The sequence below is a fragment of the Pectobacterium cacticida genome (assembly GCF_036885195.1).
Lineage (GTDB): Bacteria > Pseudomonadota > Gammaproteobacteria > Enterobacterales > Enterobacteriaceae > Pectobacterium > Pectobacterium cacticida.
In genome coordinates this window covers 2,877,643-2,891,601 of the sequence record NZ_CP133656.1, presented here as the reverse complement: position 1 = coordinate 2,891,601, position 13,959 = coordinate 2,877,643, and the positions used below count along the sequence as shown (strand labels likewise).

The 13,959-nt window shown below is 46.9% G+C and carries 12 protein-coding genes; 8 read left to right on the top strand and 4 right to left on the bottom strand.

The features are described 5' to 3' along the window. Positions 1-7 precede the first annotated feature (7 nt). The 6 genes from lepB (at position 8) to acpS (ending at position 4,767) form a co-directional block, all read left to right on the top strand. On the top strand, positions 8-973 hold the full coding sequence (lepB, locus tag RFN81_RS13255; protein ID WP_264496278.1) for a signal peptidase I: 966 nt from the start codon (positions 8-10) through the stop codon (positions 971-973). Between the two features lie 270 nt (positions 974-1,243). Then, the gene (rnc, locus tag RFN81_RS13250; protein ID WP_264496277.1) at positions 1,244-1,924 is read left to right on the top strand and encodes a ribonuclease III; all 681 of its coding nucleotides are present in this window, start codon (positions 1,244-1,246) and stop codon (positions 1,922-1,924) included. Then, positions 1,921-2,826: a GTPase Era gene (era, locus tag RFN81_RS13245; RefSeq protein WP_264496276.1), complete on the top strand. Its 906-nt coding sequence runs from the start codon at positions 1,921-1,923 to the stop codon at positions 2,824-2,826. Before rnc ends, era begins: the two co-directional genes overlap by 4 nt. Before the next feature lie 11 nt (positions 2,827-2,837). Further along, positions 2,838-3,575: a DNA repair protein RecO gene (recO, locus tag RFN81_RS13240; protein WP_264496275.1), complete on the top strand. Its 738-nt coding sequence runs from the start codon at positions 2,838-2,840 to the stop codon at positions 3,573-3,575. A gap of 80 nt (positions 3,576-3,655) precedes the next feature. After that, positions 3,656-4,387, top strand: coding sequence for a pyridoxine 5'-phosphate synthase (gene pdxJ, locus RFN81_RS13235; RefSeq protein WP_264496274.1), 732 nt, complete (start codon positions 3,656-3,658; stop codon positions 4,385-4,387). Further along, complete coding sequence (gene acpS / locus RFN81_RS13230; protein ID WP_264496273.1) at positions 4,387-4,767, top strand: holo-ACP synthase; 381 nt, start codon at positions 4,387-4,389, stop codon at positions 4,765-4,767. Before pdxJ ends, acpS begins: the two co-directional genes overlap by 1 nt. 18 nt (positions 4,768-4,785) lie before the next feature. Here the strand turns inward: acpS and RFN81_RS13225 are convergent, their stop codons facing one another. After that, positions 4,786-5,046 carry a YfhL family 4Fe-4S dicluster ferredoxin gene (locus tag RFN81_RS13225; RefSeq protein ID WP_264496272.1) on the bottom strand — a complete coding sequence of 87 codons (261 nt, stop codon included), beginning with the start codon at positions 5,044-5,046 and terminating at the stop codon, positions 4,786-4,788. 426 nt (positions 5,047-5,472) lie between these two features. Here RFN81_RS13225 and pdeH point away from each other — a divergent pair, with 426 nt between their 5' ends. Both pdeH and RFN81_RS13215 read left to right on the top strand, forming a co-directional pair. Continuing rightward, positions 5,473-6,264, top strand: a complete 792-nt coding sequence (gene pdeH / locus RFN81_RS13220; protein WP_264496271.1) for a cyclic-guanylate-specific phosphodiesterase — start codon at positions 5,473-5,475, stop codon at positions 6,262-6,264. Positions 6,265-7,046: 782 nt separating this feature from the next. After that, positions 7,047-8,567: a sensor domain-containing protein gene (locus RFN81_RS13215; RefSeq protein WP_264496270.1), complete on the top strand. Its 1,521-nt coding sequence runs from the start codon at positions 7,047-7,049 to the stop codon at positions 8,565-8,567. A 31-nt stretch (positions 8,568-8,598) separates the two neighbouring features. Here the strand turns inward: RFN81_RS13215 and RFN81_RS13210 are convergent, their stop codons facing one another. The 3 genes from RFN81_RS13210 to RFN81_RS13200 form a co-directional block, all read right to left on the bottom strand. Beyond that, positions 8,599-9,963, bottom strand: a complete 1,365-nt coding sequence (locus RFN81_RS13210; protein WP_264496269.1) for an HlyD family type I secretion periplasmic adaptor subunit — start codon at positions 9,961-9,963, stop codon at positions 8,599-8,601. After that, on the bottom strand, positions 9,950-12,154 hold the full coding sequence (locus tag RFN81_RS13205; RefSeq protein WP_264496268.1) for a type I secretion system permease/ATPase: 2,205 nt from the start codon (positions 12,152-12,154) through the stop codon (positions 9,950-9,952). The genes RFN81_RS13210 and RFN81_RS13205 overlap by 14 nt, the downstream gene beginning before the upstream one ends. 132 nt (positions 12,155-12,286) lie before the next feature. Next, positions 12,287-13,645 carry a TolC family outer membrane protein gene (locus tag RFN81_RS13200; protein WP_264496267.1) on the bottom strand — a complete coding sequence of 453 codons (1,359 nt, stop codon included), beginning with the start codon at positions 13,643-13,645 and terminating at the stop codon, positions 12,287-12,289. Positions 13,646-13,959 lie beyond the last annotated feature (314 nt).

Here is a 13,959-nt window from a genome sequence, read left to right as displayed (position 1 = left end):
AGTTGGCATGGCCAATATGTTTGCCGTAATTCTGGCAGTGGTGACATTAGTCACGGGGATCGTCTGGTGTTTAGAACGCTTTGTCTGGGCACCGGCACGCCGCGAAAAATTTGCCGCAACACGCGGTAACGAGCTGGCTGACGGCGCCGTTTCTTCGAAAGCGCCTGAGCAACCTGGCTGGATTGAAACCGTGGCTTCCATATTCCCCGTCGTTGCGTTGGTATTGGTCGTGCGCTCATTTATTTATGAGCCGTTTCAAATTCCCTCCGGCTCGATGATGCCGACACTATTGATCGGTGATTTTATCCTGGTGGAAAAATTTGCCTATGGCATTAAAGAGCCCTTCACACAAAAAACGCTGATTGAAACCGGTCATCCGAAACGAGGCGATGTGGCGGTGTTTAAATACCCCTCCGACCCTAAGGTGGACTTCATCAAGCGCGTTGTTGGGCTACCGGGCGACCGAATCAGCTATAACCCGATGACCAAGCAGGTGACAATTTATCCATCCTGTCAGGGCCAACAGGATTGCGATACGGCACTGCCCGTTACCTATAGTGATGTTCAGCCTAGTGATTTTGTCCAGACCTTTAACCAGCCAGGATTAGGGTCGCACAGTGGTTTTTATCAGGTGCCTGCTAATGATAATAGTGTAGAGGGTGTTCGGCTGGATACGCGTAAAGAATCATTAGGTTCGGTCACACACAACATTCTCTTAGTTCCGGGGCAACAGGATCAGCTTGGCAGTTATTATTCACAGCCTCAGCAGCAGCTTGCGACATGGGTGGTTCCTGCCGGGAACTACTTTATGATGGGCGATAACCGTGACAACAGCCTGGATAGCCGCTATTGGGGCTTTGTACCAGAGAGAAACCTGGTCGGTAAAGCCACGGCAATCTGGATGAGTTTTGAGAAGCAGGAAGGTGAATGGCCAACCGGTGTCCGGTTGAGTCGCATTGGCGGTATTCATTAATTACGCAAGATCCCGCAGCATTATAGCGTGGTCCGTTGTAGAATATTTCAGAGTGGTTTTTTTGAAAGAATGAGCCCAAATAATCAGGGTTGCGGAACACAACGTGTGGTTTGCACAATGCTAACCAGCGGGCAACGCGACGTATGGCGGGTTGAAAGGCAGGCTCCCGTGTGGGAGCCAGTGCAAACGAAACAGTTTTGTCTGAATTGAGTAAGCAGGGCTGTCCCGTATGCTGCTGTTTTTGACGCATTGTTGATCTATTGGTAACACATGAACCCCATCTTAATAAATCGGTTACAAAAAAAACTGGGCTATACTTTTCAGCAGTATGAGCTTTTGTTACAGGCATTGACGCACCGTAGCGCTAGCAGCAAACACAATGAACGGCTTGAATTTCTGGGTGACTCTATCCTGAGCTTTGTTATCGCCAACGCGCTTTATCATCGCTTCCCTAAGGTGGATGAAGGCGATATGAGCCGGATGCGAGCGACTCTCGTTCGTGGGAATACGCTGGCGGAAATGGCGCGAGAGTTCGAGCTTGGCGAGTGTCTGCGTCTGGGCCCTGGAGAATTAAAAAGCGGTGGTTTCCGCCGTGAATCTATCTTGGCGGATACGGTTGAAGCGCTGATCGGTGGCATTTTTTTAGACAGCGATATCCAGACGATCGAGCGTTTGATTCTGAACTGGTATCAGACGCGTTTGGCGGAAATCAGCCCCGGTGATAAGCAAAAAGATCCAAAAACGCGGTTGCAGGAATTCCTGCAAGGGCGTCACCTGCCGTTACCGACTTATCTTGTGGTACAGGTGCGCGGAGAAGCGCACGATCAGGAATTTACTATTCACTGTCAGGTGAGCGGGTTTAGCGAGTCGGTCGTCGGGACAGGATCGAGCCGCCGGAAGGCTGAACAGGCCGCCGCCGAACAAGCGTTGAAAAAACTGGAGCTTGAATGAGCGAAGTACAAACACACTGCGGTTTTATCGCGATTGTCGGTCGACCAAATGTGGGTAAATCCACGTTGCTGAATCAATTGCTGGGGCAGAAGATTTCCATTACCTCACGTAAGCCCCAGACGACGCGGCACCGTATTATGGGCATTCACACGGAAGGGCCGTATCAGGCCATTTATGTGGATACGCCGGGGTTACATATTGAAGAAAAACGGGCGATTAACCGCTTGATGAACCGTGCGGCCAGCAGTTCAATCGGTGACGTTGAATTGATCATTTTCGTTGTCGAAGGAACGCACTGGAACGACGATGACGAAATGGTGCTTAACAAGCTGCGCGACCAGAAACTCCCGGTGCTGCTGGCGATCAATAAAGTTGATAATGTCACGGACAAAACCAAATTACTGCCGCATATCCAGTTCCTTAGCCAGCAGATGGACTTCCTTGACGTCGTTCCGATTTCCGCGGAGAAAGGCACGAATGTGGATACGATAGCGGGTATCGTGCGTAAACACTTACCGCAGGCAATACATCATTTCCCGGAAGACTACATTACCGATCGCTCACAGCGCTTTATGGCATCGGAAATTATTCGTGAAAAATTGATGCGTTTTCTCGGTGAAGAATTGCCCTATTCGGTGACGGTTGAAATTGAACGGTTTGTGACAAATGAACGCGGCGGCTATGATATCAATGGCTTGATTCTGGTCGAGCGTGAAGGTCAGAAGAAAATGGTTATCGGCAACAAAGGCGCCAAAATTAAAACGATTGGTATTGAGTCTCGTCAGGATATGGAAGAGATGTTCGAAGCCAAAGTGCACCTTGAGCTGTGGGTAAAAGTGAAATCCGGTTGGGCAGATGATGAACGCGCCCTGCGTAGCCTGGGTTATAGTGAAGACCTGTAAGGTTCATGCCGATGGAGGGCTGGCAACGCGCCTTTGTCTTACACGGACGACCTTATAGTGAAACGAGTCTCTTGCTGGATTTATTTAGCGAAAGCGATGGACGGGTTCGCGTACTGGCTAAAGGCGCGCGAGCTCGTCGCTCCAGTCTGAAAGGCTGTTTACAGCCTTTTACGCCATTGCTGGTACGTTGGAGCGGGCGGGGAGACGTGAAAACGTTACGTAGCGCCGAGCCGGTTTCCCTCGCGTTGCCGTTAACGGGCTCGATGCTCTACAGCGGTTTATACGTGAATGAACTGCTGTCTCGCGTGTTGGAGCATGAAACCAATTATTCCGCGCTTTTCTTCGATTATCTCCATTGTTTACAACAGCTTGCTGTGCAGGGGGCTTCTCCTGAACCCGCATTGCGGCGTTTTGAATTAGCGTTGCTGGGTTATTTAGGATACGGCGTTGATTTTTTGCATTGTGCCGGAAGTGGTGAACCGATTGCCGATACCATGACCTACCAATATCGGGAAGAAAGAGGGTTTATTGCCAGTCTGGTGGTCGATAATAAAAGCTTTACCGGTCATGAGTTACGCTCGCTGGCGTCGCGTGAATTTCCTGATAGCGGTACGCTGAAGGCGGCAAAGCGTTTTACACGCATCGCGTTAAAGCCATATCTCGGTGGGAAACCGTTGAAAAGCCGCGAACTGTTTCGCCAGTTCGTTCCTGCGGCTAATTTATTCAAACCTACGTCTTCTGATGAATAATCCCCGACTGTCTGTACCCTCGCGTAGCGACATCAGTGTAAACTGCCACGTAATATGCATAACCTTATCGAGGATTTATTATGGCTGAACTGCTGCTTGGCATTAACATCGATCATATTGCCACGCTGCGCAACGCGCGTGGAACGGCATATCCCGATCCTGTTCAAGCGGCGTTTATCGCTGAACAGGCCGGGGCAGATGGTATTACCGTACATTTACGTGAAGATCGCCGTCACATCACGGATCGTGATGTCAGGATCCTAAGAGAAACGCTACAAACTCGTATGAATCTGGAAATGGCTGTCACGGAAGAAATGCTGAATATCGCCTGTGCGGTGCAGCCGCACTTTTGTTGTCTGGTACCGGAAAAACGCCAGGAGGTGACAACCGAAGGGGGGCTGGATGTGGCAGGGCAGCAGGAAAAAATCAACAGCGCGGTGGCCCGGCTCCGTCAGGCTAACATCCTGGTTTCACTCTTCATTGATGCAGATAAACGGCAAATAGATGCCGCTGTTGCCAGTGGCGCCCCCTTTATAGAAATTCATACTGGGGCGTATGCCGATGCGCCTGATGATGAAACGCGTCAACAGGAGTTCGAGCGCATTCGCGATGCGGCGACTTATGCCGCGTCGCAAGGGCTCAAGGTTAATGCGGGCCATGGGTTGACATATCATAATGTTCAGCCGATCGCCGCGCTGCCGGAGATGCACGAATTAAATATCGGGCATGCGATTATGGGATATGCGGTGATGCATGGGCTAAAAGAGGCGGTTGCCGAAATGAAGCGTTTGATGCGGGAAGCACGTCGCTGATGGCGATTCTCGGTATAGGCACGGATATTGTCGAGATCGCCCGCATTGATGCGATCATTGAGCGTTCAGGCGAACGGCTAGCGCGCCGCATTCTGACGGATGATGAATGGGCGCATTATCGGCGTCATCCGCATCCCGCCCGTTTCCTCGCCAAGCGTTTTGCTGTGAAAGAGGCAGCCGCGAAAGCATTTGGTACGGGGATGCGTAACGGCCTTGGCTTCAACCAGCTTGAGGTCTTTAATGATGCGCTGGGGAAACCACATTTGCGCTTTATTGCAAAGGCAGCAGAGTTGGCTGAACAAATCGGTGTCAGACATGTCCATGTGACGCTGGCTGACGAAAGGCTTTACGCCTGTGCGACAGTGATTATCGAAAACTGAATGCCAGTACTTGCCTATTTAAATCTGGTCGGCGTGGTGTATCAGCACATATTTTTCCCACAATTGCTCATTACCTTCAACGTGGTTTGGATCTTTGACGATCGTGTTGTCGATCGGACAGACTTTCTGGCACGTTGGGGTGTCATAGTGACCAACACACTCGGTGCAGCGTGTAGTGTCAATTTCATAAATGTCGATACCCATAGAGATGGCCTGATTAGGACACTCGGGTTCACACATATCGCAGTTGATACATTTATGGGTGATGAGTAACGCCATGATGTTTTTCTACCTTACAAACCGGGCGCCGATTATACCTATTAGGACAAATTTAAACACGTATAACTCTTTATCGATGATGAAGATATCGCCAACTATTCTGATATACCGTATCTGGAACGGTGTGTGTAATGGTTAACACGTCGCCTTAGGGCATCTTTCCGTCATGCGTCGATAGCATAAATAGCAGAGTTAAAAGGTAAAATTATCATCTGTTCGTTAAATTGCTTTCACGAGTATGCTTTAGACTGCTTTGGTCGGTTACTACGGCGGTGTTTGGTTGTATAGAGAATTCATTGTGAAGTTTAACCACCCGTTTTGTAACATCACTGAGCATGGACATAGCCGGTGTTACGGATAAAGGTGGCATAGGGAGGCAACGGCGATGTATCCCCTTATAACGTCATTGCTCATAATGTCAGTGTAATGGCGGAACGCATCGTGCAACGGAAAAGTCATCTTAATCAGGCTGGTGCAGGGACACCCCAACAGGGACATGAGGAACCATCGGGCGTTGATAACTGGCGCCTTTGCCAACGAAAATATACCTTTCAGCCCATTTATAGAACCTCCGGCCGATTAATGGCTATTGAGTTATTGACCGCCGTTTCTTCCCCTACTGTCCCACCTACGCTTATCTCACCAGAAAAATATTTTGCCAATATTGATGTTGAAACCCGTTTGTCAATCATTGTCGAACAACTGCAACTACTGTCTAAGTGGCAGTGTCGATTTGTCCGCGACGATCTTCTTGCATCACTTAATATTGATGGTAAGACGCTATTGGCGCTACAAGATTGCCTTGAAGCCAAACGGTTGATTGCAACCATGCCGTGGGTCCGTTTTGAAATAGTCGAAAACCTGGGTGGGTTGTCCAAGGAAGTACTAACCGGGCTTCCAGAGGCGCAAATACTATGGTTAGATGACTTTGGCTGCGGTATGGCGAATTTTTCATCACTGATGCTGGTTCAGTATGATTGCATCAAAATCGCGCGCGAGCTGTTTATTCTTCTGCAACAAAGTGGTGAAGGACAGGCGGTGTTTCATTCGTTAATTGGCCTGTTATCCCGTTTTTGCAATTTTGTGGTGATTGAAGGGATAGAAACAGAGGAAGAGTGGGCCATTGTTCAGGCGTCAAAAGCTTATGCCGCCCAAGGATACTACCTCTCTCGGCCTCAACCATTTGAAAATTTTGATGCGCTGAAACTCGATTTATAAGCGATAACGTATTGTTTAAGCTGTTATAAGCATTGATTCACTGACGAATTACCTCTCCTGCTTTTATACTCATTCATTATAATCTCTAAAGTGTTGTATCACATAGGAACAGCGATATCACTATAGGATAGTCTTCTAAAATTATTTTTTCGATATTTCATACTTTGTTTTTATTGATTATTGTTTTTTTATGATGATAAAAATAAATTTTGTGGTTAATTATTTCAAAATAATGGTGAAAAATACAGCGCATCATGTGGCATCATCCAATGCGCGATATAATCGCGCGCTAAATTTATCGATGCTTTTTTTTTATTATTAATTGTTTGATTTTTAATGATAAAAAAATATAATGTTTGCCGCTAGCGATCAAAAATCATTTTTTGATAGGTTTCAATGATTAAAACAATGATACTTATTGGTATAATTGATTTGCTTACAAAAAATTGATGTTCAGAATATATCGCTATGTATCCTTAGGAATATTATCTAATTCTATTAGATAAGCTTATAACTAAAACCATTACTACTATTACATTAAGTTAGCCATTTGAATTGTTTGTTTTAATCTACGCACAGCTATATGCGAGGGCTTTATGCTGACGTTGTTATGTTGCTAAATACGCCATGTTTCATGGAGCATTTTTTCTTTTATCCTTTCTGCTCTCCGGAAATGCATCATCCCCAAAAATCGACGGGAAGAGGGTTGTGACCGGGATTTTTTGTCATCAGCGTTGTGATTTGCACGATCAGGACCATTTGGGCCTGAGGAGAGTGTTATTGTGTATGAAATAATAATAACTGCACTGTTGATATTGTTATTTTTTTCTGCTGTAAGAAATAGAAAAATCAAACAAAAATTTAAAAATGAACAGAAAAAACAAGATTTCCTAAAAATGATTTTCTATGCGATGGAATATAGTCCTGCCTCAATTATCATCGCTGATGAAAATTGTGAAATCATCTATGTTAATCGTCAGTTTATTGTCATGTCTGGCTATACGCGAGATGAAGTTATTGGTAAAAAAACCAATATATTTAACTCAGGTATGACCAACGCCAGCGTCTACGAAGATCTCTGGTCGACCATAAATAAAGGTGATATCTGGAGTGGCGAGTTCGTCAACCGCCGCAAGGATGGTCAACTGTATTGGGAAGAAGCCAATATTGTTAAGATATTTAACAAAACCAGTAATGCGACCCAATATATCGGGATAAAGTTGGATATTACGGAAAGAAAATCCAAAGAACATTACGATAATTCGTATAATCGCGCTTTAGAACTGTTGTCAAGTGGCGCACCGTTAAAAGACATCCTTGATGCCATTATTTTCAGCATTGAGGAAAAGAATCCAGGAGGGATCGTCTGTTCCGTCCTGCTCGTTGATAAAGATAATAAATGTTTGACGCTTGGTTCAGCGCCGAGCCTGCCGGGTTTTTATAAAAATGCAATACATAATGTGAAAATTGCCGATGGCGTTGCTTCTTATGGTACGGCGGCCTATACCGGAAAGCGCGTTATTACTAATGATATTTCCGTTCATCCGCATTGGGCATTACATAAAGGGTTAGCATTATATGCCGGGCTGCGCTCCTGCTGGTCTGAACCTATCATTGGACAGAATAAAGAAATTGTCGGCGTACTTAGTGTTTACCACCGTAAAGTACATTCGCCGACTGAAGCAGAAATTTTTTCAATTGAAAAATCGGCGCAGCTGATCGCAATTGCGATAGAGCGCTATCACGCGATTGATATGTTACGGCGTAGCGAAGAGCACTACCGGCAGTTGGCGCACTATGATTCATTAACATCATTGGCAAATGGTTTGACGTTTGCTGAACAGATGGAACAGGCGATCCAATCATCCAAACAAACCGGTAGAAAGATTGCGCTAATGTTTCTTGATCTTGACAAGTTTAAACAGATAAATGATTCATTTGGCCATGCCGTTGGTGATTTACTTCTCAAAGAGGCGGCGGCGCGTATGCGCGGTGCCGTTCGGGATACCGATACCGTCTATCGCCGTAGTGGGGATGAATTTATTATATTGCTTCAGGGCATTAAAGAAGTTAGCAATACCCTCTATGTCGCGGAGAAGATCCACAAAGCTATGACCAAACCTTTTGAAATCGACGGCAAAACGTTGGACATCTCTTGCAGTATCGGCATTGCGCTGTATCCGGAACATGGCACCGATTCTCTGACATTGGCCATTAATGCCGATTTTGCCATGTACCAGGCTAAAGCTGCTGGTCGAAGTCAGACAAAAATTTATCACAACCTGGACATCGCTGATATGTGAAACGGTAGCACCCTAATGAGCGCCTGGTTGTCTACCGTTCCCGCAGCGCTTCTGCTTTTGCTCGAATAATTGGCTTTAACAAATAGCTGAGAATCGTTTTCTTCCCCGTGATGATATCAACGGAGGCCACCATTCCCGGAATAATAAGTAGCGGTTTTTCGGCAGTGCCTAAATAATTCTTATCAGTGCGTAAGCGAATAATATAAAAGCTGTTGCCTTCCTTATCGGTGACGGTATCCGGGCTAATTTGTACCAACTGGCCTTTAAGGCCACCGTAAATAGTGTAGTCATAGGCGGTTAATTTTATGATGGCATTCTGGCCTGGGTGTAAAAAGGCGATATCTTTAGGCCGAATCTTGGCTTCAACCAAAAGTTTGTCATCCAGCGGAACAATCTCGACCAGATCGCTACCCGGCTGGATCACGCCGCCGATGGTGTTCACCAGAACCTGCTGCACAATACCGCGAACCGGTGAAACCACTAACGTTCGGTTCACCCGGTCTTCCAATGCCTTACCCGTTGCTTCAATTTTATTCAGGTTAGTCTGTGCTTCACTCAGTTGGGCTAACGCCTCGCTTTTGTAACGGCTACGGGTTTCCTCAATCTTATTCTCGATCTCTTTAATGGCAGATTCTGCTCGGGGAATTGAGAGCTTAATAGAATCAAGTTGGCCGCGTGTTTCGACCTCAGCACGGCGCAAGCGTAAAACTTCTACTTTAGAAATGGCGCCTTCGGCAATCAACGGTTCAGACATTCTGATTTCTTGCTGGAGCAACCCCAGACTATTACGGAATTGAATTTCCTTCGCGTTGAAATCTCTTAATTCCTGACGGCGCTGAATCAACTGTTCTTCCAGGCCGGATATCTCATTATGAAGTTGCTGGCGACGGCTGTTAAAAAGTTCTTTCTCTCCTAAGGCGATTTTCGGCGCTTTTGAGGTAATTTCTTCCGAGAGCACCAGATCCCGATCGTTAATTTCAGCGTTCAGGCGTTCAATACGTGACAATAATGAAAGTCGATCGGCTTCCGTTTCCCCTACATTTGAGGCAAAGCGAGTATCATCAAGGCGCATTAAAGGATCGCCAGCATTGACGACTTGTCCCTCATGAATAAAGACTTCCGTGATAATCCCCCCCTCTAGGTTTTGAACTTTCTGCAACCGGGAAGAGGGGATAGCCTTACCCTCGCCGTGAGTGACTTCATCAATATTGGCAAACGCCGCCCACAGAAAGAAAAACAGAAAGAATGCGCCAATAGCCCACAGCGTGATACGAACAATTTTGGGGGAATCCTCGATCATCGCACGGCTGACTTCGGGCATCGTTTGCAGACTATCGCGCGAATCATCCCCGACAAAATAGCGTTGGATGCGTTTAACAATGTTAGCGAGACGCATTGATTTGCCCCTTCTTCAAGGCATCCATCACGATGGCTTTTGGCCCATCGGCAATAATCCGGCCTTTATCAAAAATAACCAAACGATCGACTAACGCCAGCATGGATACCCGATGGGTCACCAATAACAGGGTTTTATTGGCGATGACGGGCGCTAAGGTACGTTTGAGAAGGTCCTCACTGGTGTTATCCATGGAACTGGTGGGTTCATCAAATACGAGAATTGGAGGGTCGAGCAATAGTGCTCTGGCGAGTGCCACCGCCTGACGCTGACCGCCGGAAAGTTGCTGACCGCGTTCACCGACTTGGAGATTATAACCATCCGGGTGGAGGCGGGCGAATTCATTTACTCCGGCAATCTCTGCTGCCCGCAACATGGCTTCATCTTCGACGTAGCGTGCGCCGCTGATGAGATTATCGCGCAATGTCCCGCTGAACAATTGAATATCTTGTGGCACGTAGCCGATGCTGTGGCGTAAATCACTAACGTCCAACTGCCGCGCATCGACGCCATCAATCAACAGATTGCCGGTTGAAGGCTGGTATAGGTTAACGATCAACTTTTGCAGCGAACTTTTGCCCGAACCGCTGCGGCCGATAATGCCAATTTTCTCGCCGGGAGCGATCGTGAGATTGATACCTCGCAGCGAGCTGTTTTTCTGATCGGGATAGTTGAAGGTCACATCACGAAACTCAATGCTGCCACGGATACTTTCACGTTTAAGCGGGCGTTCATTATCGCTGCGCTCTTGCGGCAATTGCATCATGTGTTCGGTGGTATCCATCGTCAGACGCGCCTGCTGGTAACGGTTTACCAGCCCCGACAATTGACCTAATGGCATCAGCGCCCGGCCATTTAACATATAGCAGGCGATCAATCCGCCCATACTAAGCTCACCGTTAATCAACAGATAAACGCCGGCGACGATCATGGCGACTCCGGCAAATTGCTGAAGCCATAATGTCAGGTTGACGGCTAAAGAGGACAGCGCCTTGACGCGCAATTCTAAGCGGCTCAGGCTACCAATTGTCTGTTCCCACAGATGCTGGCGTTCGCTTTCCGCGTTGTTTACTTTTATTGCATCCAAACCGCTAAGCGTTTCAATCAATGTTGCCTGGCGTTCGCTGGCAAGGTGCATCGTTTTTTCAATGGTGGCAGAGAGCGGTTTCTGCAAGGCCCAACTGGCTAATAACGCGATAGGGTAGGCGAGTATGGAAATCCACACTAACGGGCCGCCGATGATCCCGATGACTAATAAAAGTAATAGCGTGAAAGGAATATCGATTAGCGTGGCCAGCGTTAAGGAAGAAAGGAAGTCTCTGAGCGATTGGAATTCATGAATATTTTGTGCAAAGCTGCCGACACGAGCGGGCCTGGCTTTCATCGACATGCCGGTAATCCGCTCAAATAAGGTCGCGGAAATAATCAGGTCCGTTTTTTTCCCCGCCATATCCAAACAGAGGCCACGCAGGGATTTCAGTATCAGATCAAAGATGAACGCTCCAGTGATACCAATGGCCAGCACCCATAATGTTGCCGTGGCCTGATTAGGCACGACACGGTCATATACGTTCATGACAAATAACGGTGTCGCCAGCGCAATGATATTAATCAGCAAACTGGCGAGCACGGCATCAAGATATAAAAAGCGTGAGAGCTTTAGTGTATCTTTAAACCAGGATTTAGTTCTGGGAATCAACGAGTTATGTTGAATGTCAAACTGATGACGGGGCTGGGCAAACATCACCAGCCCGAGATAATGCTGCTGTAATGTATTGTATTCGACGGTAATTTCCCCGCCTTCCGTCTCGCTAGGCATAATACGAGCACTGCCATCGTCATTCCAGCCTAGTAAAATAGCCGCTCTCCCTTCACGTAATAACAGCATTGCGGGCAGCGATAGCGTTGGAATTTTATTCAGTGGGCGCCTTAGCACGCGGCCTTGTAAACCGGCGCGAGCCGCTGCTCTGGGCAGCAACTTCACTGGAAGGCGTTGATTGGCGAGCGGGAGCCCAGCGGTTAACGTGGTGCGACTGGCGGGTTTACCCTGTAATGTACAAAGAATGAGGAGACTATCTAATAATGGATCGTCATGGCGACTGCGGGGATCGCTGTTTTCAGGGATAATAGGATCGCTTTCTACGGCTTCGCCAGGACGACGCGTCTCATCCTGCACAGAATGTAACTTCATTTAGCTAGACTTTCCCTTACGCCAGAGAATGAACGCCGCCATTCTCTGACGATATCAATGAACAACAGCGTACTTTAAGATAACGCTTATCAATGAAGAAACACGTTATTCGTCGTTCTTTATGTATCACCATCAATTTAATGACGGTAATTCTGCCTTCGTTGTAACATTATCAAGACTTTGTGCCGCAGCGGGGTTTTGAATCGCGAGGCTACGCAGCAAATCCCCAATTCGCGCCATGATTCTGTATTTGCTAAAGCGTTCAATAAATTGAATTTCAACCAGACGGCGTTGCGCCGTCAACAATTCATTCTCACTATCTAACACATCAAGTAGCGTTCTTTCACCGATGCTGAATTGCTTCTGGTATGCGGTGCGGACTTTCATACTGCGATCGGCATATTCAGCCGCAATAGGGATCTGTTTACGCGCATTATTCAGAGCCGACCAGGCCAGGCCCAGTTCTTCATTTAACTGCCGTAATGCATTATTACGCACTTCCTGTGCTTCTTTAATCTGATAGGCTTTCGCTTCGGCATTCGCCTTGTTGCTACCACCTTCATATAAGTTATAGCGCATTCTGACCATCGCCTGCCATTCATTATTATGACCGCGCGCGGCATCCAGATTATTGCCCATGCTACGTGCTAACTCTACATCTACTCTGGGGTAAAAAGTGGACTTCGCTGCCTGATACTGGTGTTCTGTCGCGTTGATATCCGCCTCAGCAGATTTCAACGCGGGGTTATTCGCCAGCATAATACGCCGCGCTTCTTTTTGTGATGCAGGCAGTGCCAATATAGAAGTATCTGGTAAGGACAGATTCTCAGGTTCGGTACCGGTGACACTAAAATAATTCGTTCTGGCATCATCAAGGTTGGTTTGCTCGGTGAGCAGATTATTGCGTGCCTGAGCCAGACGAGCTTCCGCCTGTTCTAAATCGGCGAGACGCCCAACGCCTTGCGCGCTACGGAGTTTGATCTGGTCATAAATACGTTCATGATTAGCGAGATTGCTCTCAGCCAGTTTGACGAATTCCTGCCGTTGCAACACATCCAAATAGACCTGAACCGTCTCCAAGGCGACGGCCTCAGCCGTGTTAAGTACTTTGAAGGCGCGTGAATTAACGGTCGCACGCTGCCGTCCTACTTCACTGGACGTCGCAAACCCATCAAACACCATTTGCTGTAAGTTAATACTGGATTCACTACGGTGTAGCCCCACTTTATGGTTACCACTGGCGCGCGTTGAAGGGCTATCCGTTTGTTCATGCCCCGTGCCTGCATTTAATGTCACGGAAGGCAAATAGCCGCCTTTGGCCGCGCGTAAATCGTAATCGGCGGATAAACGGCTATTTACTGCGGCATTCACTTCAGGGTGTGTCGTAATGGAATGCTTAATGGTGTCTTCTAATGTTGCCGCCGTGACAATAGCGTTAGGAGCGATGAAAAATCCCAAAGGGATAAGAATGGAACGATATACGGGGGTCATAATGTTAATTTCCTTTACGATACGCCAGTGGTTTCTGTGAATATTCTTAATCATAGATATATTTCTGTGATTATTCTTAATTTATTTTTTTATCAATTAACGCTGTGTTGCCTTCGAAAACAAAATAAAAGTTTTTATAAATCATATTATTACTTATTTTTGTTGTGATGATTTACTCAATGGCAATATTTGTTCTGGTTTTATAATATTCTTTATGGCAAGAATAGTCCGAATTCTTTATTATATTCCTCAGCGAGTCAAGCGATTGGCGTTTAGATACGGTGATTTTTGGCTGCATACCTATCCGTTTCCAA

Bases quoted from the DNA above. Each gene is read 5' to 3' on its own strand.
- RFN81_RS13205 (WP_264496268.1), bottom strand. From the start codon at position 12,154: ATGAAGTTACATTCTGTGCAGGATGAGACGCGTCGTCCTGGCGAAGCC.
- RFN81_RS13225 (WP_264496272.1), bottom strand. From the start codon at position 5,046: ATGGCGTTACTCATCACCCATAAATGTATCAACTGCGATATGTGTGAA.
- acpS (WP_264496273.1), top strand. From the start codon at position 4,387: ATGGCGATTCTCGGTATAGGCACGGATATTGTCGAGATCGCCCGCATT.
- RFN81_RS13210 (WP_264496269.1), bottom strand. From the start codon at position 9,963: ATGCGTCTCGCTAACATTGTTAAACGCATCCAACGCTATTTTGTCGGG.
- pdxJ (WP_264496274.1), top strand. From the start codon at position 3,656: ATGGCTGAACTGCTGCTTGGCATTAACATCGATCATATTGCCACGCTG.
- rnc (WP_264496277.1), top strand. From the start codon at position 1,244: ATGAACCCCATCTTAATAAATCGGTTACAAAAAAAACTGGGCTATACT.
- recO (WP_264496275.1), top strand. From the start codon at position 2,838: ATGGAGGGCTGGCAACGCGCCTTTGTCTTACACGGACGACCTTATAGT.
- lepB (WP_264496278.1), top strand. From the start codon at position 8: ATGGCCAATATGTTTGCCGTAATTCTGGCAGTGGTGACATTAGTCACG.
- era (WP_264496276.1), top strand. From the start codon at position 1,921: ATGAGCGAAGTACAAACACACTGCGGTTTTATCGCGATTGTCGGTCGA.
- pdeH (WP_264496271.1), top strand. From the start codon at position 5,473: ATGGCGGAACGCATCGTGCAACGGAAAAGTCATCTTAATCAGGCTGGT.
- RFN81_RS13200 (WP_264496267.1), bottom strand. From the start codon at position 13,645: ATGACCCCCGTATATCGTTCCATTCTTATCCCTTTGGGATTTTTCATC.